The organism is Nonomuraea sp. NPDC049378, from assembly GCF_055586745.1.
In genome coordinates this window covers 174,744-193,278 of the sequence record NZ_JBVJHP010000014.1, presented here as the reverse complement: position 1 = coordinate 193,278, position 18,535 = coordinate 174,744, and the positions used below count along the sequence as shown (strand labels likewise).

19 protein-coding genes are annotated in these 18,535 nt (G+C 71.0%); 4 read left to right on the top strand and 15 right to left on the bottom strand.

What is annotated here, in order from left to right:
• Window positions 1-20 precede the first annotated feature (20 nt).
• From ACZ6SA_RS29595 to valS, 7 genes are all read right to left on the bottom strand, one after another.
• Window positions 21-689 (bottom strand): DUF3159 domain-containing protein, encoded by a 669-nt coding sequence (locus ACZ6SA_RS29595; protein ID WP_347646824.1) that lies wholly within the window; start codon window positions 687-689, stop codon window positions 21-23.
• 4 nt (window positions 690-693) lie between these two features.
• Entirely contained in the window at window positions 694-900 is a 207-nt protein-coding gene (locus ACZ6SA_RS29590) for an OB-fold nucleic acid binding domain-containing protein (protein ID WP_443151147.1), read from the bottom strand.
• A 209-nt stretch (window positions 901-1,109) separates the two neighbouring features.
• Window positions 1,110-1,748, bottom strand: coding sequence for a DUF3710 domain-containing protein (locus ACZ6SA_RS29585; RefSeq protein WP_443151146.1), 639 nt, complete (start codon window positions 1,746-1,748; stop codon window positions 1,110-1,112).
• Window positions 1,749-1,822: 74 nt separating this feature from the next.
• Window positions 1,823-2,275, bottom strand: coding sequence for a dUTP diphosphatase (gene dut, locus ACZ6SA_RS29580; RefSeq protein WP_347646827.1), 453 nt, complete (start codon window positions 2,273-2,275; stop codon window positions 1,823-1,825).
• Window positions 2,272-2,523 carry a hypothetical protein gene (locus ACZ6SA_RS29575; protein WP_347646828.1) on the bottom strand — a complete coding sequence of 84 codons (252 nt, stop codon included), beginning with the start codon at window positions 2,521-2,523 and terminating at the stop codon, window positions 2,272-2,274. The genes dut and ACZ6SA_RS29575 overlap by 4 nt, the downstream gene beginning before the upstream one ends.
• 216 nt (window positions 2,524-2,739) lie before the next feature.
• Window positions 2,740-4,053 carry an AI-2E family transporter gene (locus ACZ6SA_RS29570; protein ID WP_465831753.1) on the bottom strand — a complete coding sequence of 438 codons (1,314 nt, stop codon included), beginning with the start codon at window positions 4,051-4,053 and terminating at the stop codon, window positions 2,740-2,742.
• Between the two features lie 210 nt (window positions 4,054-4,263).
• Window positions 4,264-6,744 (bottom strand): valine--tRNA ligase, encoded by a 2,481-nt coding sequence (gene valS / locus ACZ6SA_RS29565; RefSeq protein ID WP_347646995.1) that lies wholly within the window; start codon window positions 6,742-6,744, stop codon window positions 4,264-4,266.
• Between the two features lie 107 nt (window positions 6,745-6,851).
• On the opposite strand from valS, the gene ACZ6SA_RS29560 reads away from it, so the two are divergent.
• Complete coding sequence (locus ACZ6SA_RS29560; RefSeq protein ID WP_347618039.1) at window positions 6,852-7,136, top strand: DUF4235 domain-containing protein; 285 nt, start codon at window positions 6,852-6,854, stop codon at window positions 7,134-7,136.
• Here the strand turns inward: ACZ6SA_RS29560 and ACZ6SA_RS29555 are convergent.
• The 6 genes from ACZ6SA_RS29555 to paaN form a co-directional block, all read right to left on the bottom strand.
• Window positions 7,069-8,502, bottom strand: a complete 1,434-nt coding sequence (locus tag ACZ6SA_RS29555; RefSeq protein ID WP_347646830.1) for an alpha,alpha-trehalose-phosphate synthase (UDP-forming) — start codon at window positions 8,500-8,502, stop codon at window positions 7,069-7,071. The two genes, ACZ6SA_RS29560 and ACZ6SA_RS29555, sit on opposite strands and share 68 nt — an antisense overlap.
• An 18-nt stretch (window positions 8,503-8,520) precedes the next feature.
• Window positions 8,521-10,080, bottom strand: a complete 1,560-nt coding sequence (locus ACZ6SA_RS29550) for an FAD-dependent oxidoreductase (RefSeq protein WP_465831750.1) — start codon at window positions 10,078-10,080, stop codon at window positions 8,521-8,523.
• Between the two features lie 65 nt (window positions 10,081-10,145).
• A complete protein-coding gene (locus tag ACZ6SA_RS29545) occupies window positions 10,146-11,093 on the bottom strand; it encodes an MBL fold metallo-hydrolase (protein WP_465831748.1) in 948 nt (315 codons plus the stop codon).
• A gap of 30 nt (window positions 11,094-11,123) precedes the next feature.
• Window positions 11,124-11,936, bottom strand: a complete 813-nt coding sequence (locus ACZ6SA_RS29540; protein WP_465831746.1) for a 3-hydroxyacyl-CoA dehydrogenase family protein — start codon at window positions 11,934-11,936, stop codon at window positions 11,124-11,126.
• Window positions 11,933-13,093, bottom strand: coding sequence for a thiolase family protein (locus ACZ6SA_RS29535; RefSeq protein ID WP_347646834.1), 1,161 nt, complete (start codon window positions 13,091-13,093; stop codon window positions 11,933-11,935). Before ACZ6SA_RS29535 ends, ACZ6SA_RS29540 begins: the two co-directional genes overlap by 4 nt.
• Window positions 13,094-13,114: 21 nt before the next feature.
• On the bottom strand, window positions 13,115-14,761 hold the full coding sequence (gene paaN, locus ACZ6SA_RS29530) for a phenylacetic acid degradation protein PaaN (RefSeq protein ID WP_465831743.1): 1,647 nt from the start codon (window positions 14,759-14,761) through the stop codon (window positions 13,115-13,117).
• 99 nt (window positions 14,762-14,860) lie between these two features.
• Here paaN and paaI point away from each other — a divergent pair, with 99 nt between their 5' ends.
• From paaI to ACZ6SA_RS29515, 3 genes are read left to right on the top strand one after another with little or no spacing between them, the layout of a single operon-like run.
• Complete coding sequence (gene paaI / locus ACZ6SA_RS29525) at window positions 14,861-15,229, top strand: hydroxyphenylacetyl-CoA thioesterase PaaI (protein ID WP_347646996.1); 369 nt, start codon at window positions 14,861-14,863, stop codon at window positions 15,227-15,229.
• Window positions 15,226-16,530 (top strand): phenylacetate--CoA ligase PaaK, encoded by a 1,305-nt coding sequence (paaK, locus tag ACZ6SA_RS29520; RefSeq protein WP_465831741.1) that lies wholly within the window; start codon window positions 15,226-15,228, stop codon window positions 16,528-16,530. Before paaI ends, paaK begins: the two co-directional genes overlap by 4 nt.
• Before the next feature lie 4 nt (window positions 16,531-16,534).
• Window positions 16,535-17,131 carry a TetR/AcrR family transcriptional regulator gene (locus ACZ6SA_RS29515; protein WP_443151140.1) on the top strand — a complete coding sequence of 199 codons (597 nt, stop codon included), beginning with the start codon at window positions 16,535-16,537 and terminating at the stop codon, window positions 17,129-17,131.
• On the opposite strand, the gene ACZ6SA_RS29510 is transcribed toward ACZ6SA_RS29515, so the two are convergent.
• Both ACZ6SA_RS29510 and ACZ6SA_RS29505 read right to left on the bottom strand, forming a co-directional pair.
• A complete protein-coding gene (locus ACZ6SA_RS29510; protein ID WP_347646838.1) occupies window positions 17,120-17,971 on the bottom strand; it encodes a hypothetical protein in 852 nt (283 codons plus the stop codon). The genes ACZ6SA_RS29515 and ACZ6SA_RS29510 overlap by 12 nt on opposite strands.
• Window positions 17,972-17,987: 16 nt before the next feature.
• On the bottom strand, window positions 17,988-18,287 hold the full coding sequence (locus tag ACZ6SA_RS29505) for a DUF4193 domain-containing protein (protein ID WP_090929286.1): 300 nt from the start codon (window positions 18,285-18,287) through the stop codon (window positions 17,988-17,990).
• Window positions 18,288-18,535 lie beyond the last annotated feature (248 nt).

The following is an 18,535-nucleotide window of genomic DNA, read 5'->3' as shown; positions in this document are numbered from 1 at the left end:
CGGGCGTCGTCGCGGAACGGTCAGACCGGCGCGGCCGGATTGGCGGGGGTGCGGCCGCGGCCGAGCACCCACAACATCGCGGCGAACGCGGCCACCTGGAGCGGCCAGCCCATCACGATCTTGGCGAATCCGAGCGCCGCCACCGCCTGGTCGCCGCCTCCGAACAGGTAGACGGGCCCCTGCACGGCCACCCGCACCGCGCACGGCAACAGGAGCAGCCACGTCAGCCGGGTGCAGAGCCGCACGATGCCCTGGTCCTTGTGCCAGGCCGTCGGATCGCCCGTGACCGAGCCGATCAGGAATCCGACGACCGGCCAGCGCGTGACGATCGACACCAGCATGGCGAGCATGTAGGCGGCGTTCCAGAGGATGCCGGGCAGGAAATAGTCTTTCGCGTCGCCCGTGCGGCTGGCGAAGAACGCGCCGATCGCGATGCCGATCAGGCTGTTGATCACGAACTGCGGCGTGGACCGCTGCACGATCCTGACCGCCAGCAGCACCACCGACAGGGCGACACTGATGATCAAGGACAGCTTCAGGTCCTCTGTGGTGATCCAGGACACCGTGAAGGCGATCGTGGGGACCGCCGCCTCGATGATGCCGCGCACGCCGCCGAAGGCCTTGGCGAGCTGGGCCCGCACCGCCGCCTCAACCGTGTCGTGGGCGGCCTCTTCTGCCTCGGCACTCACTCGATCAACTCCCTGGGCGCAGCTCGTAACGCGGATTGAACATCACCTTGCGCCCGTCCTGCATGCTGACCAGGCCCTCGGCCTTGACCGTGCGGCCGGGCTCGATGCCCACGATCTTGCGTCGGCCGAGCCAGACCAGGTCGATCACGTCTGACCCGTCATAGAGCTCGGCCTCAAGCGCGGGAGCACCACCCCTCGGGCGCAATGTCACTGTACGTAGCGTACCCGCCACGCAGAAGCGCCGGCGCCCGCCACACGAGGCGATCGGGGTGGCGCCGACCTCATCGGCGTCTTCCCTCAGCTCCTGGGCCTCGATCTCGGACTGGGAAGATGCCAGCCGACTCAAGAACCCGCGCAATCCCCTGCGTTTCTGGGGCTCTGCCGTACTCATGATGGAGCCAGCCTATGTGATGTCAGCCGTCAGCGAATCTCACTGATCTCCGGCCCTCTCCTGAACGGGTTGAACCCCTGCTGCTCCTGCTGCTGCTCGGCTCCCGGCTCGTTGGGGCGGCGCAGCGGGATCGGCTCCTCGCGCGCCATCGGCTCGTCACCCCGCACCACCACGACGTCCTTGATGAAGTCGATGTACGCCGTCGCGACCGTCTCGTCGACGGCCGCCTTGCCGGAGATCACGGCGAGCAGGAACCAGCGCGGCCCGTCGATGCCGAGGTAGCGGGCGGGCCTGCTGTTGCCGTCGGCCTTCATCTCGCCGGTCAACTCGCTGCCGAACGGGCCCTCCCGCTCCTCCAGGTGCTTGGCCTGGGCCAGGATCTTGGCCTTGACCTCGTCCCACAACCCCGAGCTGCGCGGCGCGGCCAGGGCCTGCAACTGCAGCGAGCTGTCTTCGTACAGAGCCACGACGCCGACGTGCTGGTCGCCGACCGACGCCAGCCGTACGTCGAAGTCGGGATTGTGCGGCAGCCGCAGGCCGCCGAGGTCGATCCTGTCGGTGCCGGGGTGGGGCTCGTCGGCGTCCCACGGGCCGGACTCTCGGGTGGGCGCGGCAGACTCCTGCTCGATCGCCTGTTCCGGCTGCTCACGACGACGACGTCGGAACACGTTCCTCACTCTCCTTGCTCACCGGGCCGCCTGGCGGCCCGCCATGTCGAAGGGCCGCGGGCGCGGCCCGCTGGTCAGCGTCCTGTAGATCCGAATCCGTTGGCGCCGCGCACCGAACCGGGCAGGCGCTGGACCTCGTAGAAGGCCGCGCGCTCCACCCGCTGGACCACGAGCTGCGCCATCCGGTCGCCCCGCCGGAGGCGGAACGGCTCCTTGGCGTCGGTGTTGATCAGCGTCACCCTGATCTCGCCGCGGTATCCGGCGTCGACCGTGCCGGGCGCGTTGACCAGGGTGACACCGTGCCGGGATGCCAGCCCCGACCTCGGGTGCACGAACGCGGCGTAGCCGTCGGGAAGGGCGATCGCCACTCCCGTGCCGACGACGGTCCGCTCGCCGGGCATCAGCTCGACGTCCTCGACCGCGTAGAGGTCGGCGCCCGCGTCACCGGGGTGGGCGTAGGACGGCATCGGCAGCTCGGCGTCGAGCCGCTGGATGAGGACCTCGGGGCCCGCACCTGCGTTGGTCAAGGGTTCACCTCGTAGTCGTGTTCGGCGGCGATGCCTGACCGATCGCCGTGCTTGGCGAAGTGTTCCATGTTCACCTCGATGCACGGGGCCGCCGCGCGGACGGCGACCGAGCCGCCGATGGCGCCGATTCGCCCCTCAGCCTCAAGGTACGCCTTCCTGCCCGCGTTGCCGTTGCACCAGGCACGCAGGTGGAGTGTCGTGCCCACGGGGACGGGGAGGCGCGGGCCGGTCACGGAGGAACGCGTCACGGGTGACGAGGTTACTCCGTGTCCGCGCACCCGCCGTCCGTCTTCCCCCTCCCACCTCCCACCGGCCCTTCGACCGCACACCTTCCCGGCCAGCCGACCACGCACCTTCCAGCCCCACTCACCCCGTTTCGCCACCCGCCCAGCCCGGCCGCCCGTCGTCGCCGCACTGTTCACACGACGCGGCGGGGTGCCCGGGCTTCTCGGCGGTCAAGCGGCCTATGGACGTGGATCGGCGTCGTCCCCGCCCTGCTCGGGACCGTCACCCCGCGGACTGGCGGCGGTGCGATCCTGCGGAGCGGCGGCCTCGGAGCGCGCCTCCGTGCCGTCCGTGTGCTCACCGGCGTCGCCGTCCCTGGGCCGGGGGACGTCTCCGGTCTCACCCGAGCCGGCGGCCGGACGAGGGCCGGGGATGTCACCGGGCGTGGCCGGCTCGGGTTCGGCGGGGGCGGGGGACGTGTGGTCCGGTGGTGGCAGAGCGGGACGGCTCGAACGCAGCTCCGGGAGCGCCCGGTAGATCACCGCCGCCACCGGCACCGCCACGGCGGCCCCCGCGATGCCCGCGAGGATGCCCCCGACGGCCAGCACCAGGATGATGGCGAGCGGGTGGAAGTTGAGCGCCCGGCCCACGATCAGCGGCTGGAGCACGTGGTTCTCGAGCTGCTGCTCGATGACGAGGATGCCGAGGAAGATCAGCGCGAAGATGAGGCCCTTGGCGCCCAGCGTGACGAGCGTGGCGACGGTGCCCGCGAAGAAGATGCCGACGATGGGGATGAAACTGGCGAAGAAGATCAGCACGGCAAGCGGCGCCCACAGCGGCACCCCCATGCCGGCCAGCACGAACCCCATGATCAGGCCGTGTACGGCGGCCACGGCCACGGTGCCCTGAACGTAGTGGGAGAGCGTGGTCCACGCGGCCCGCCCCGCACGGTCGACGCGCGGAGCCACGCCGCCGAACGCCTTGAGGAACCACGCCCAGATGCGGTCGCCGTCCTTGAGCAGGAAGAACGTCACGAAGAGCAGCAGCACGATGGACGCGAGCACCTCGAAGGCCACCGCGCCGGCCGACAGGACGGTGCCGGTGATGGCCGTGCGCTGCGCGTTGACCATGTCGACGACCTCGTCGACGTAGCCGATGATCTGCGCCTCTTCCAGCTGCAGCGGGCCGCTGATCAGCCATTCCTGCACGGACCTGGCGGTCTCCTGGACCTGCCGGACGAGGTTGGGGAACTCCTCGCTGGCCCGCGCCCCGACGAGCCAGCCGGTGCCGGCCAGCACGGCCAGCGCCACCAGCATGGTGAGCCAGGTGGCGTAGATGGGCCGCATGCCGGCGCGGCGCAGGGCGTTGGTCAGCGGGAACAGCAGCGCGGTCAGCAGCAGCGCGATCGCCACGGGCAGCGCCACGAACGTGAGCCCGGCGATGACCTGGACGAAGTAGTAGACGACCACGCCGACGAGGATCAGGCACCCGCACCATGCGGCCATCTTGGCCAGGACGGGCGGCACGAGATTGGTTGGGCGGTCGGGAAGCACGGTTCAAGACTGGCACGTCCCGGCGGCGGATGCGCGCGGTTATCACCCCGGCGTGATCGCCCGCGGGCTGCCCTGACGCCGTCGTGCCCGGCGCGCGCCGCTGGTCGTGCCCGGCCGGCGCCGGAACTCGCTCGTCTTCGCCCTGCGCAAGGACGTCAGCAGGGGCCGCTGACGCCGGGCGCCCGCCATGGGGCGCCCGGCGTGCGGGCGTCAGCCGAGACGGACCTCGACTCGCAGCGCGTCACCGTGCTCCAGGACGAACTCCTCGACGTTGCCCGCCGCGCACAGGTCGTCCTGGGCCTGCCGCACGAGCGCGGTCTCAGGGCCCGTGACGGTCAGCCTGCTGACCTCGGCCCGCATCGACAGCCTGGCCTCCGACTTGGCCTTGCGCACCCGCCCGAGCACCTCTGAGGCCACGGCCAGCACCGCCGGGTCACCGTCGCCGCGTTCGGCCTGGGGCCACGGCGCGCGGTGGACCGAGCCCTCGCGCCACCACGACCACACCTCCTCGGTCACGAAGGGGAGGAACGGCGCGAACAGCCGCAGCAGCACGTCGAGGGCCTGCCGCAGCGCCGCGTGCGCGGAGGCCGCGGCGGGGCCGGACTCGTAGGCGCGGGCCTTGACCAGCTCGAGGTAGTCGTCGCAGAACGCCCAGAAGAAGCGCTCGACGGCCTCCAGCGCCCTGGTGTGGTCGTAGGCGGCGAGCCCTTGCCCCGCCTCGCGTACGGCGTCGGACAGGGCCGCCAGCATCGACAGGTCGAGCGGCTCGGTGACGTCGCCCTCGCTGCCGGCCAGCCCGAGCACGAACTTCGAGGCGTTGAGGATCTTGATCGCCAGCCGCCGGCCGATCTTGAGCTGCCCGGCGTCGAAGGCGGTGTCGACGCCGTAGCGCCCGTTGGCCGCCCAGTAGCGCACGGCGTCGGAGCCGTGCTTGTCCAGCAGGTCGAGCGGGGTGACGACGGCGTTGCCCTTGGACTTGGACATCTTCTTGCGGTCGGGGTCGAGGATCCACCCCGAGATCGCCACGTCGCTCCACGGCAGCCCGCCGAACTCGTAGTGCGACCTGACCACGGTCGAGAACAGCCAGGTGCGGATGATCTCGTGCGCCTGCGGCCGCAGGTCGGCCGGGAAGACCCGCCTGAACAGGTCGTCGTCGCTCTCCCAGCGGCCGGCGATCTGCGGTGTCAGCGACGAGGTGGCCCAGGTGTCCATGACGTCGGGGTCGGCCACGAACCCGCCGGGCGCGCCGCGCCGGTCCTCGGTGTAGCCGGGCGGAACGTCGGAGGACGGGTCGACCGGCAGGGCGTCCTCGGCCGGCAGGATCGGCGCGTCGTGGACGGGCTGCCCGGACTCGTCGACCGGATACCAGACCGGGAAGGGCACGCCGAAGAAGCGCTGGCGGGAGATCAGCCAGTCGCTGGTGAGCCCCTGCACCCAGTTGTCGTAGCGCACGCGCATGTGCGGCGGGTGCCACGCCAGCTCGCCGCCCCGCTGCAGCAGCCGCTCGCGCAGCTCCTCGTCGCGGCCGCCGTTGCGGATGTACCACTGGCGGGTGGTGACGATCTCCAGCGGCCTGTCGCCGCGCTCGTAGAACTTCACCGTGCGCTGCACAGGACGGGGCTCGCCCTCCAGGTCGCCGGACTCGCGCAGCAGCTCCACGATGCGCTCGCGCGCGCTGTGGACGGTCTTGCCCGCCAGCTCCTTGTACGGCTCGGCGTCGACGCCCTCGGGCGGCTCCGGCAGCAGCCGGCCGTCCCAGCCGATGACCGGCCGGGTCGGCAGCCGCAGCTCGCGCCACCAGGTCACGTCGGTGACGTCGCCGAACGTGCAGATCATCGCGATGCCGGTGCCCTTGTCGGGCTCGGCCAGGCGGTGTGCCAGCACCGGCACCTCGACGCCGAACAGCGGCGTCAGCACCGACGTGCCGAACAGCGGCTGGTAACGCTCGTCGTCGGGGTGCGCGACCAGCGCCACGCACGCCGGGATCAGCTCGGGCCTGGTCGTCTCGATCCAGACCGGACCCCGCTCGCCGTAGAAGGAGATCCGGTGAAAGGCGCCGGGCCATTCGCGGTCTTCCAGCTCGGCCTGCGCGACGGCGGTGCGGAAGGTGACGTCCCACAGCGTGGGCGCCTCGGCGAGGTAGGCCTCGCCGCGCCTCAGGTTGCGCAGGAACGCCCGCTGGGAGACCGCCCGGGACTCGTCGCTGATCGTGGTGTAGAGCAGCGACCAGTCGACCGACAGGCCGACCCGCCGCCACACCTCCTCGAACGCCCGCTCGTCGAGTGCGGTCAGCTTGTGGCACAGCTCCACGAAGTTGCGCCGCGAGACGGGGAGTTCGCGCTTGCCCGGCTTGTCCGGCGGGACGAAGTCAGGGTCGTAGGGCAGCGACGGGTCGCAGCGCACGCCGTAGACGTTCTGCACCCGGCGCTCGGTGGGCAGGCCGTTGTCGTCCCAGCCGATGGGGTAGAACACCGATTTTCCGGTCATCCGCTGGTAGCGGGCCATGATGTCGGCGTGGGTGTAGGAGAAGACGTGCCCGATGTGCAGCGAGCCCGACACGGTCGGCGGCGGCGTGTCGATGGAGTAGACCCGCTCGCGCGGCACGGACCTGTCGAAGCGGTAGGTGCCCTCAGCGTCCCAGCGAGCTACCCATACCTGCTCCAAGCCATCGAGAGTCGGCTTTTCCGGCATGGAGGCATGGCCTGGTCGCTGTTGAGTCATGCCTCCTTATGCTACGGCTTCGGCGCACGGCAAGCGGTACAGACTAGTGTTCGTTACCAACGGGAAGGGAGATCGGTATGGCGGAGGACAAGCCAGACGTGGCCTGGCGGGTCATCGGCGGCTTGGTGGGGCTCGTGACGGCCTGGGCGGCCAGGAAGCTCCTCGGGTTCGTCTGGGTGAAGGCGACCGGCAAGGAGCCTCCTGTCGACACCGACTCACCCGAGGTCAGCCTGGGCGAGGCCATCGGCTACGCCGTCCTGATGGGCGTCGGCATGTCCGTGGCCCAGATCGTGGTCAACCGGACCGCCAAGAAGCGTTACGACGCGTGGAAGGCTGTGAAGCAGGTGACTCCAGGGCATTGAGAAACTCGTTCGCCCAGCGGTCCACGTCGTAGGTGGCCACCCGGCGGCGCATGGTGCGCATCCGCCGGGCCAGCTCGTGCGGCGTGGCCCGCATCGCCGCCATCATCTGGCGCTTGACGTCCTCCACGTCGTACGGGTTGACCAGGTACGCCTGGCGCAGCTCGTCCGCCGCCCCGGTGAACTCGCTGAGCACCAGCGCGCCGTTCAGGTCGTGGTGGCAGGAGACGTACTCCTTGGCCACCAGGTTCATCCCGTCACGCAGCGGGGTGACCACCATGACGTCGGCGGCGAGATAGAGCGCGGCCAGCTCCTCCTGGTCGTACGACTGGTGGAAATACTGCACGGGCTGGTAGCCGAGCTGCGCGTGCTCGCCGTTGATCCGGCCCACCTGCAGTTCGATGTCGTCACGCAGGCGCCGATATTCCTCCACCCGTTCCCTGCTCGGCGTGGCGATCTGCACGAACACCGCCTCGTTCGGCCGCAGCCGCCCGTCCTTGAGCAGCTCGCCGAACGCTTCCAGCCGCTGTCCGATGCCCTTGGTGTAGTCGAGGCGGTCGACGCCGAGCAGCACGTGCTCGGGGTCGCCCAGCTCGACCCTGATCTCCTTGGCCCGCGCCGCGATGTGCGGCTCGCGCACGAGCGAGTCGAGGTGCGCGAAGTCCACGGAGATCGGGAACGCCTGGGTGGTCACGATGCGGTCGTCGAGGAAGATCTCGTTCCCCTTGTACGGCAGCCCGAGCAGCCGCCGGCACAACCTGCGGAAGTTGGAGGCGCCACCGGGCAGCTGGAAGCCCACCAGATCGGCCCCGAGCAGCCCTTCGACCAGTTCCTTGCGCCACGGCAGCCGCCAGAACAGCTCCGTCGGCGGGAACGGGATGTGCAGGAAGAACCCGATCCGCAGGTCGGGCCGCAGTCTGCGGAGCATCGCGGGCACCAGTTGCAACTGGTAGTCCTGCACCCACACGACCGCGCCCTGCTCGGCGGCGTCGGCGGCAGCGGCGGCGAACCGCTCGTTGACCGAGCGGTAGGCCTCCCACATCTCCCGGTGGTAGACCGGCGGCGCCACGACGTCGTGGTACAGCGGCCACAGGGTGGCGTTGGAGAAGCCCTCGTAGTACAGCTCGACTTCGCTGGCGGACAGCGGGATCGGGACGAGGTTCATGCCGTCCTGCTCGAACGGCTCCAGCTTCTCGTCGGGCGCCCCGTGCCAGCCGGCCCAGGCTCCGTGGCGGCGTTTCATCACCGGTGCGATCGCGGTGACGAGCCCGCCAGGACTCCTGCGCCACGAGGCCGTTCCGTCAGGCTCGATCGTGCGGTCCACCGGCAACCGGTTCGCGACGATCAGAAACGAGCTACGGCCAGTCACGCAGTCCTCCTCTAGGGGTCAAATGTCGGGAGAGTCGCCAAGAGCGCGACTCAGAGCGACCGCCACCGACTCCGGACCCGCATGGGGGATGATCGCGGCGATGTGGGAATCGGGCCTGATGAGCCATGCCTCATCGGGCCCGGCGCCGAGCTTCTCGGCGAGCGAGCCTGTCCCGTCCATCTCCGCGAACCCACGTACGGCGAGCGGTGCCTTAATGACCTTGCCCATAACCTGCACAAACAAACGCGAATCGCACATTTCACCCAGGAGGAGCAGGAATCCGTCCCGGCAGAACTCCCGCAGCCTGCCCGCCGGCAACGGCACGTCAGGAAGAATCACCCCTGGTGCGGGCACGCAGCGTGAACCCTTAGGCGGCCTGCCGGGAAACGGCCTGGCCGAATCCGGCGTCGTGAGCGGCGAATCCACGTACCAGAAGGGCTCCGCGAACCGGCCCGAGTCGATCTCCGCGACGAGCCCGCCCTCCAGCGCGGCCCGCCGGCGCATCCGCTCCTCCACGGTCCTCGGCGCGATGAACCGCATGGTGGCGGCGGTCACCTCCAGGTTCTCCAGCGCGGCCGCGTGCCGCTCGGTGTGGTACGTCTCCAGCAGCTCCTCCCCTGCCCAGCCGTTGAGCACGAACGCCAGTTTCCAGGCCGCGTTCTCGGCGTCGGGAACGCCGGAGTTGAGCCCGCGCGCCCCGAACGGCGCCACCAGGTGGGCGCAGTCGCCCGCCAGCAGCACGCGGCCCGCGCGCATGCGGGAGGCCAGCCGCGAGTGGAAGCGGTACGTGCTGTGCCACAACAACTCGTACGGCCGGTCCCCCACGACCTTCCTGATGTTCCGCGCCCTGTCCTCGTCCGTCGGGATGAAGTCGGGCGCGATCTGCCAGTCGATCCTGAACGTCCCGCCGGGGCACGGATGGATCAGCACCTGCCGGCCCGGGTTCCACGCGGGGTCGAAGTAGAAGCGGCGCTCGTTCTCCCAGCCGGGCAGGTCGGCCCTGATGTCGCAGATCAGGAACTGGTCGTCGTACGTCTCCCCGTCGAACGTGACCCCGAGCGCCTCGCGTACCCGCTGCGCCCTGGCGCCCGCGCAGGCCACCGCGTAGGGCGCGCGCAGCAGCCGTCCTCCGCAGTGCACGGTGACGCCGCAGGCGTCCTGGGTGATGCCGGTGACCTCGTGGTTCCAGCGCACCTCGATGAGCGGCTGCGCGGCCACCGCCGCGTCGAGGATCTGCTCGGTGCGGGTCTGGGAGATGTTCACGCAGGCCGGCAGCGGGCCCTCGCGCTCGAACGACCACGAGAACAGCTCGCGGCCCCGGTAGTAGGTGCGGGCGGTGGTCCAGGCCAGGCCCTCCTCGGCCACCTGGCCCGCGCCGGCGGCGCACCAGATGTCCAGCACGTCGCGCTGCTGGCAGATCGACTTCGATCCGCCCCGCCCCCGCTCCGCGCGCTGGTCGAGCACGAGCACCCGGACACCCCAGCGGGCCAGCAGCAGCGCGGCGCTCAGCCCGACCGGACCCGCCCCGATGACGATCACCTGCGGGGCCGCCTCGTCCTGCGGGGATGCCCCGCACACCCCGGACAGAGGAAGAGATCCCACGACCTGCGGGGACGTTTCGCGTCCCGGCGACCTTCCGGCGTTCATGACTGGAGCTCGTCCCAGACCTCGCGGTCGCGCTCCGCGGTCCACACGCGCGGGCGCTCGACGCCGTGCAGCTCGTCCCAGAGCCTGGAGACGTTGAACGGCAGGCAGTGCTCGAAGATCGGCCAGGAGCCGTAGCGGGGCTCCAGGGCCCGGTGGGCACGCTCGAACGCCTCCTTCAGCGTGCCCGCCGCGCTCACCTCGCGCAGCATGACGGCGAGGAAGTCGCGCGTCTGGCCGACGGCCGCCTCGACCTCCCCCGCGCCGCGCGCCACCGCTCCCCTGCCTCCGACCAGCGTCTCGGCCCCGAACGACGCCACGCGGTCGAGGGTGGACGACGCCCAGTCGCGGTGGAAGGCGTCGCCGGTGTAGAGGGCCGCCTGCGACTCGACCAGGTCGCCCGCGAACAGGATGCGCTGCCGGGGCAGCCACGCCACCAGGTCTCCCTCGGTGTGGCCGCGGCCGCAGTAGTGCAGCACTAGGTCGCCGCGGTCGCCGCCCAGGTCGATGGTGAACCTGTCGCTGAACGTCGCCGTCGGCCAGGTCAGCCCCGGGATCGAGGCCGGTTCCTTGAACAGGCGGGGCATCCTGGCGTACTCGCTGGCCCAGTCCTGCTCGCCGCGCTCGGCGATCAGCTCGCGGGTCTTCTCGTGCGTCACGATCACGTCGGCGCCGAACGCGGAGGCGCCCAGCACTCTCACCGCGTGGTAGTGCGACAGCACCAGGTAGCGGATCGGCTTGTCCGTGTGCTCGCGCAGCCTTGCCAGCCACGCGCGGGCCGCCACCGGCGTCGCGAGGGCCTCGAAGCAGACCAGGAAGTCCTCCCCCTCGACGGCGCCCACGTTGGGGTCGCCCTCGGCCGTGAGCGCGTAGACGCCCTCGGCCAGGGTCTCCAGGGACTGCCGCTTCTCACCGAGATCCGCCGACGAGGCGAACGGCTTGGCCATCGCCCACCCTCCTGACTCTCCGCGATCACATCACCACTGGTAGAAGCCCTTCCCGGTCTTGCGGCCCAGCTCACCGGCGGCCACCTTCTCCCGCAGCAGCGCGGGCGGCCCGAAGCGGGGTCCGAGCCGGGCGTGCAGATAGCCGGCGATGGCCAGCCGCACGTCCAGGCCCACCAGGTCGCTCAGCCTGAGCGGCCCCATCGGATGGCCGTAGCCGAGCGTCATCGCGGTGTCGATGTCCTCGGCCGAGGCGACGCCCTCCTCCACCATGCGGATGGCCTCCAGCCCGAGCAGCACCCCCAGCCTGCTGGTGGCGAACCCCGGCGAGTCGTTGACCACCACGCCGGTCTTGCCGATGCGCTCGACGTGCCCCCTCGCCCGGCCGAGCACGGCGGCCGGGGTGGATCCGGTGACGACGATCTCGACCAGCCGCTGGACCGGGACGGGGTTGAAGAAGTGCAGGCCGATCAGGCGTTCGGGGCGGTCGAGGGCGGCGGCGAGCTCGGCGATGGACAGCGAGCTGGTGTTGGTGGCCAGCACGGCGTCGTCCCCGGCCTTGGCCTCGGCCTCGGCCAGCACCTCGACCTTGAGCGCCGCGTCCTCGGGCACCGCCTCGATCACCAGGTCGGCGTCCGCGGGCACCTCGGCCATGGCCAGGCGGGCCAGCGCCTCGTCCTTGTCCTCCACCGAACCCTTGGACTCGGCGATGGCCAGGCCCTCGGCGATGCGCCGCCTGGCCGCCTCGGCCTGCGGCTCCCGTACGGTGACGTGGTCGCCCGCGGCCAGGAAGACCTGCGCGATGCCCGCGCCCATCCGCCCGCCGCCGATCACGGCCACGTTCACGGGGCCTCCACCAGCATCGCGACGCCCTGGCCCACGCCCACGCAGAGGCTGGCCAGCCCGCGCCGGCCGGACTCGCGCTCCATCCGGCCGAGCAGCGTGACGACCAGGCGGGCGCCCGAGCAGCCCAGAGGATGGCCGAGCGCGATGGCGCCGCCGTCGGCGTTGACCGTCTCGGGGTCCAGGCCGAGCCGGCGGACGCAGGCGAGCAGTTGCGGCGCGAACGCCTCGTTGATCTCGACGGTGTCGGCGGACTCCCAGCCGGCGCGGGCCAGGGCCTTCTTCGTCGACGGGACCGGGCCCAGCCCCATCAGGTGTGGCTCCACGCCCGCGGACGCGCCGGCGACGATCCTCGCCCGCGGCGTCAGTCCGTGCCGGCGTACGGCCTCCTCGCCGGCGACCACCACGGCCGCCGCGCCGTCGGAGAGCGGGGACGACGAGCCCGCCGTGACGACGCCGCCCGCACGGAAGATCGTCCTGAGTTTCGCCAGGCGCTCCATCGAGGTGTCGGGGCGCGGGCCCTCGTCGGCGGTGACCTCGCCGACGGGGACGACGTCGGCGGCGAAGCGGCCCTCCTTGGCTGCCGCCACCGCCCGGGTGTGGCTGCGCAGCGCCCAGGCGTCGGACTCCTCCCTCGTGATGCCGTCGAGCGCGGCCACCTCCTCGGCGGTCTCGCCCATCGACATCGTGACGCGCGTGTCGAAGTGCGGGTTGGCGAAGCGCCACCCGAGCGAGGTGTCGGCCACCTCGCCCGGTTTCGCCCAGGGGGTGCCCGGCTTGGCCATCACCCAGGGAGCCCGGGTCATGGACTCGACGCCGCCGGCCACCACGAGGTCCGCCTCGCCCGCGCGCACGGCCTGCGCGGCCGAGACGATCGCGGTCAGGCCGCTGGCGCAGAGCCGGTTGACGGTGTACGCGGGCGTCGTCGCGGGCAGCCCGGCCAGCAGGGTGGCCATGCGGGCGACGTTCCTGTTGTCCTCGCCCGCCTGGTTGGCGGCGCCCAGGATCACCTCGTCGAACGCCTCCGGATCGGCGCCGCTGCGGCGCACCGCCTCGCCGACGACCAGCGCCGCCAGGTCGTCGGGGCGGACGCCGGCCAGCGCGCCGCCGTACCTTCCCATGGGGGTGCGCACGCCACCGACCAGGTACACCTCAGTCATGTCACTCCTCGCGCACGGGGATTATGCCGGTCGCCTGGATTGCACCACATGGAAGCGGCCCGCGACGTAACCGGGGTCGGTGAGCGAGGCCGTGGCCGCCGGGTTGGCGCCGCTGCCGTGGTAGTCGCTGAACGCGGCCGACTGGTTGACGAAGACGCCGCCGGTCAGGTTGCACGACAGGTTGACGCCGGCGTCGAGGGCCGCGCGCTCGGCCTGGTCGAGCACGTCGGAGGAGGTGGAGTAGGCGGAGGCGGTGAGCGCGCCGCGGGCCTTGATCGTGCGGCGCAGCACGTCGAGGCTCTCCCGCGTCGAGCCCGTGGGGATGACGAACGAGACGGGGCCGAAGTGCTCGTGCCCGTAGACGTCCGGCCGATCGGGATCGACCCGGACGATCACCGGCGTCCTGATCACGGCGTCGGGGAACGCGGGATGCGCGGGCGCCCGCGACTCCAGCACCACCTCGCCGAGCGACGGCGCCGCCTCCACCCTGGCCAGCACGTCGGGGTTGACGAGCGCGCCGGTCAGCTCGACCGCGCGGGCGTCGTCGCCGAGCAGCCTCCCGACGGCGGCGGCGAGCCCGGCGGCGACCTCGTCGAAGCTCTTGTGCCCCTCGTCGGTCTCGATGCCTCCCGAGGGGACGAGGATGTTCTGGGGCGCCGTGCACATCTGGCCGCTGTAGAGCGACAACGAGAACGCCAGGTTGCCCAGCATGCCCTTCCAGGAATCGGTGGAGTCGATGACCACCGTGTTGACCCCGGCCTTCTCCGTGTGCACGAGCGCCTGCGTGGCGTTCCGCTCCAGCCAGTCGCCGAACTCCGTCGACCCGGTGAAGTCCACGATGCGGATGTCGGGGTGCGTCGCCAGCGTCCTGGCCAGGCCGTTGCCCTCCTCGGCGGCCAGCGTGACGAGCGCGGGGTCGTACCCGGCCTCGGCCAGCACCTCGCGGGCGATCTGGACCGTGATCGCGAGCGGCAGCACGGCGCGCGGGTGCGGCTTGACGATCACCGGATTGCCGGTGGCGAGCGAGGCGAACAGCCCCGGGTAGGCGTTCCACGTCGGGAACGTGTTGCAGCCGATCACGAGCGCGACGCCCCTGGGCACGACGGTGAAGCGTTTCTCCATCACCAGCGGCTCGCCCTTGGCGGGCTTCTCCCAGCGGGCGGCGGCGGCCGAGGAGGTCATGGCGGCGTAGGCGTAGGCGACGGCCTCAAGCGCGCGGTCCTGCGCGTGCGGCCCACCCGCCTGGAAGGCCATCACGAACGCCTGCCCGGTGGTGTGCTGCACCGCGTTGGCCAGCTCGAACCCGCGCTTGTTGATCCGGTCGACGATCTCGACGCAGGCCAGCGCACGCGCCTCGGGCCCGGCGTCGCGCCAGGCGGGCAGCGCCGCCTTCGCGGCCTCGATCAGATCGCCGGCGACCGGCTCCGGGTAGGTGACGCCGAGGTCGATCCCGTACGGCGAACGTTCCGCGCCGATCCAGGCCCCGGTGCCCGGCTGGTCGAGGGGGAAGGGTTTGCCGAGGTACGACTCGAAGGCCTCCTTGCCGCGCTCGGCCGCGCCCTCGCCGTAGACGCGCGGACTGGGCGACTCGGGGTAGGCACTCCAGTAACCGCGTCCGGCGATCGCGGAAAGGGCTTTCTCCAGGGTCTCGCGGTGCTGTTCGAACATGGTGCTCACCCTCTTGACAGCGATCGTCCGGACGGTGAAGTGTTTACCGAACATTCGGTCAGTTGACAAGGGAGACCTGCGTTGGAGAGCGCGCGTCGCATGATGGACGCCGACACCGCCTCCGCCGCCCTGGGCATCGAGCTGATGGAGCTGGGCGAGGGACGCGCGGTGTGCCGCATGACCGTGACCGGCCAGATGATCAACGGGCACGACCTGTGCCACGGCGGATACGTGTTCCTGCTCGCCGACACGGCGTTCGCCTGCGCGTGCAACAGCCACGGCCCGGTGACGGTGGCGGCGGGCGCGGAGATCACGTTCGTCTCCCCCGCCCGCGCGGGCGACGAGCTGGTGGCCGCGGCCGCGGAACGCACCCGCTACGGCCGCAGCGGCATCTACGACATCACCGTGAGCAGGCCGGACGGTCAGGTGGTCGCGGAGTTCCGCGGCCGGAGCCGGGAGTTGACGTGAGACGAGGAGATCCCCCCGGCCAGGACGAGCTCGACCCTGTCGAGCGGGTCTCGCGCGACGAGCTCATGGCGCTCCAGCTCGAACGGCTGCGCGGCGCCCTCCACCACGCCTACCGCAACGTCCCCCTCTACCGGAGGAAGTTCGACGAGGCGGGCGTGCACCCCGACGACTGCGTGGAGCTCGCCGACCTGGGCCGGTTCCCCTTCACCACGAAGCAGGACCTGCGCGACTGCTACCCGTTCGGCATGTTCGCCGTGCCGCGGGAGCAGGTGGTCAGGATCCACGCCTCCAGCGGCACCACCGGCCGGCCGACCGTGGTGGGCTACACCAGGAACGACATCGACGTGTGGGCCGAGGTCATGGCCCGTTCGATCCGCGCCTCCGGCGGGCGGCCCGGCGACATCGTGCACGTGGCCTACGGGTACGGCCTGTTCACCGGAGGCCTGGGCGCGCACTACGGCGCCGAGCGGCTGGGCTGCACCGTGGTGCCGGTCTCCGGCGGGATGACGGCGCGGCAGGTCCAGCTCATCACCGACTTCCGGCCCGGCATCGTCATGGTCACGCCGTCGTACATGCTGGCCCTGCTGGACGAGTTCGAGGCGCGAGGGCTGGACCCGCGAGAGTCCTCCCTGCGGATCGGGATCTTCGGCGCCGAGCCGTGGACCGAGCGGATGCGCGAGGAGATCGAGGACCGCTTCGACCTGCACGCCGTCGACATCTACGGGCTGTCGGAGGTGATGGGGCCCGGCGTGGCCAACGAGTGCGTGGAGAGCAAGGACGGCCTGCACGTCTGGGAGGACCACTTCTACCCCGAGACGGTCGATCCCCACACCGGCGAGCAGGCCGAGTCGGGCGAGCTGGTCCTCACCAGCCTGACCAAGGAGGCCATGCCCGTCATCCGCTACCGCACCCGGGACCTGACCAGGCTGCTGCCGGGCACCGCCCGGCCGGCCTTCCGCCGCATGGAGAAGGTGACCGGACGCACCGACGACCTGATCATCCTGCGGGGCGTGAACGTGTTCCCCACCCAGATCGAGGAGCTGGTGCTGCGCACGCCCGGCCTGTCCCCGCACTTCCAGCTCCACCTGACCCGCCCGGGACGGCTCGACGTGATGACGGTCAGGGTCGAGGCCCGCCCCGGTTTCGCGGGCGGGCCGGAGGCGGGCGAGGCGCTGCGCCACCTGGTCAAGGCGACCGTTGGCGTGAGCGTGGAGGTCGAGGTGGTGGACCCTGAGACGCTGGAGCGGTCGGCCGGCAAACTCAAACGCGTCATTGACCAGCGGATAACCAGCGATAATTAACGACATGGCCATCCCGACCCCCACCCGCCAGCGCCGGCGGGGGCACGACCCCGAGTCCGTGCTCTCCATCGCCGTGAGCGTCTTCAACGAGCGCGGCTACGACGGGACGAGCATGGAAGATCTGGCCAGAGCGCTCGGCGTCACCAAGTCGGCCATCTATTACCACGTGCCCGGCAAGGAGCAGCTGCTCGGCCGGGCTCTCGACCGGGCTCTCGACGGGCTGTCCGAGATGGTCGCCGACGAGCGGGCCACCTCCGGCCCCGCGATCGAGCGCCTGGAGTGGGTCGTGCGGCAGAGCGTGCGCATCCTGGTTGACCGGCTGCCCTACGTGACGCTGCTGCTGAGGGTGCGCGGCAACAGCCGGACGGAGCAGGTGGCGCTGGAGCGGCGGCGGGAGTTCGACGCCTTCATCAGCCGCCTGGTCAAGGAGGCGGCGGCGGAGGGGAGCATCAGGCCGGACCTGGATCCGGGGCTCGTGACGCGGCTGTTGTTCGGGACGGTCAACTCGATCGCCGACTGGTATCAGCCGTCGCGCGGGGCCTCGTCGGACGACGTGGCCGACGCCCTGCTCACGATGGCGTTCACCGGGTTAAGGGTCTAGCTCGTCGCGCTTGCCGTGGCCGAGCTCGCGGAGCTCGTGGGGCTTGCGGAGCTCGGGCTGCTCGCCTGCGGGTAACGTCCGCTTGACGCGCAGGTCGTCGCGTACGGCCTGGCCGAGTTTCTTGGTCGCCATGCGGTTGAGCGCGCCGCCGGCGACCGCTCCGGTGAGGAACGGGCCCAGCGTGGTCAGGTGGCGGCCGAGCGTGCGGAGCAGGCGGTTGCGCAGGGCGGTCTTCGTGGCGGCGCCGAGGGCGATCGAGACGGAGGCGGGAGTGAGGGGGTCGATGCCACGCTGCTTGGCCCAGGCGGCCGTGAAGGCGACCGCGCGCTGTGCTCCTGTGCCCTGGACGTGAACGCCGTAGACCTCGTGCAGCTCGGCCAGGAGCTTGACCTCGACGGCGGCGACGACGATGGTCTCGGCGACGAGCTGGGCGGGGGCGGAGAGCAGGAGAGGTGGTGCTGCGAACTCGGCCGCCGCGAGCGCCCCGCCGATGGCGCCGACGGTCATCGTGGCCTTCTGGGCGGTGCGTACGAGGTCGTCGGCGAGTTCCTCGCCGGTGAGGCCGTGGTGGTGGTCGGAGAGGGTGTGCAGGTCTCTGATCGGGATGCGGGGCGCGATGTTGAGGAAGACGTCCGCCAGCCAGCGGCCACGGCCCGCGCCGGTCACGCGTGCCCGCTTCGCCCCGGAGGACAGGGCCTGGGCTAGACGGCCGAGCAACCTGCGCCGCTCGGCCGGCTCGAGCTCACCCGGCCTGGTGAGCTTGCCTACGAGCTCGCCGACCTCGCGATCGGGGTCGGCGATCTCGTTGCCCTCATGATGTTCTCTCTCGGTCTCGGCCACGCGATGCCTCCTCTGACTAGGCGGCGCACTCCCGGCAGACCTGCTGGCCGTTCCTCTCGGAGGCCAGCTGGCTTCGGTGGTGCACCAGGAAGCAGCGCGAGCAGGTGAACTCGTCCGCCTGGCGGGGGATCACCCTCAGGGACAGCTCTTCGTTCGACAGGTCGGCACCGGGCAGTTCCAGCGACTCGGCCAGGTCGGTCTCGTCGATGTCGATGCTGCCGGACGACTTGTCGGTGCGCCGCGCCTGGAGCTCCTGGAGGCTGTCCTCCCCCAGGTCGTCGTCTGTCTTGCGCGGGCTGTCGTAGTCGGTAGCCATTGTGCTTACTCCATCCCCCTCATCCATATGTCTTCGCGCTCGTCGCGCGTCTTCTAACGTCCGGGAGGCCCGTCTTGTGCCCGTTCCGCCGGAGAGATTTCCCATCGGTACCCCGAGGAAACGGACAACGAACCTCCCAACACGTCAGGGCCTGCTGCCGAGGGCAATGGTTAGCCAAATATGGCGAAACCCACAGCCTTGGCGTCATGCACCACCGTGTTCGACGGCACATCCAACCACATGTGCGG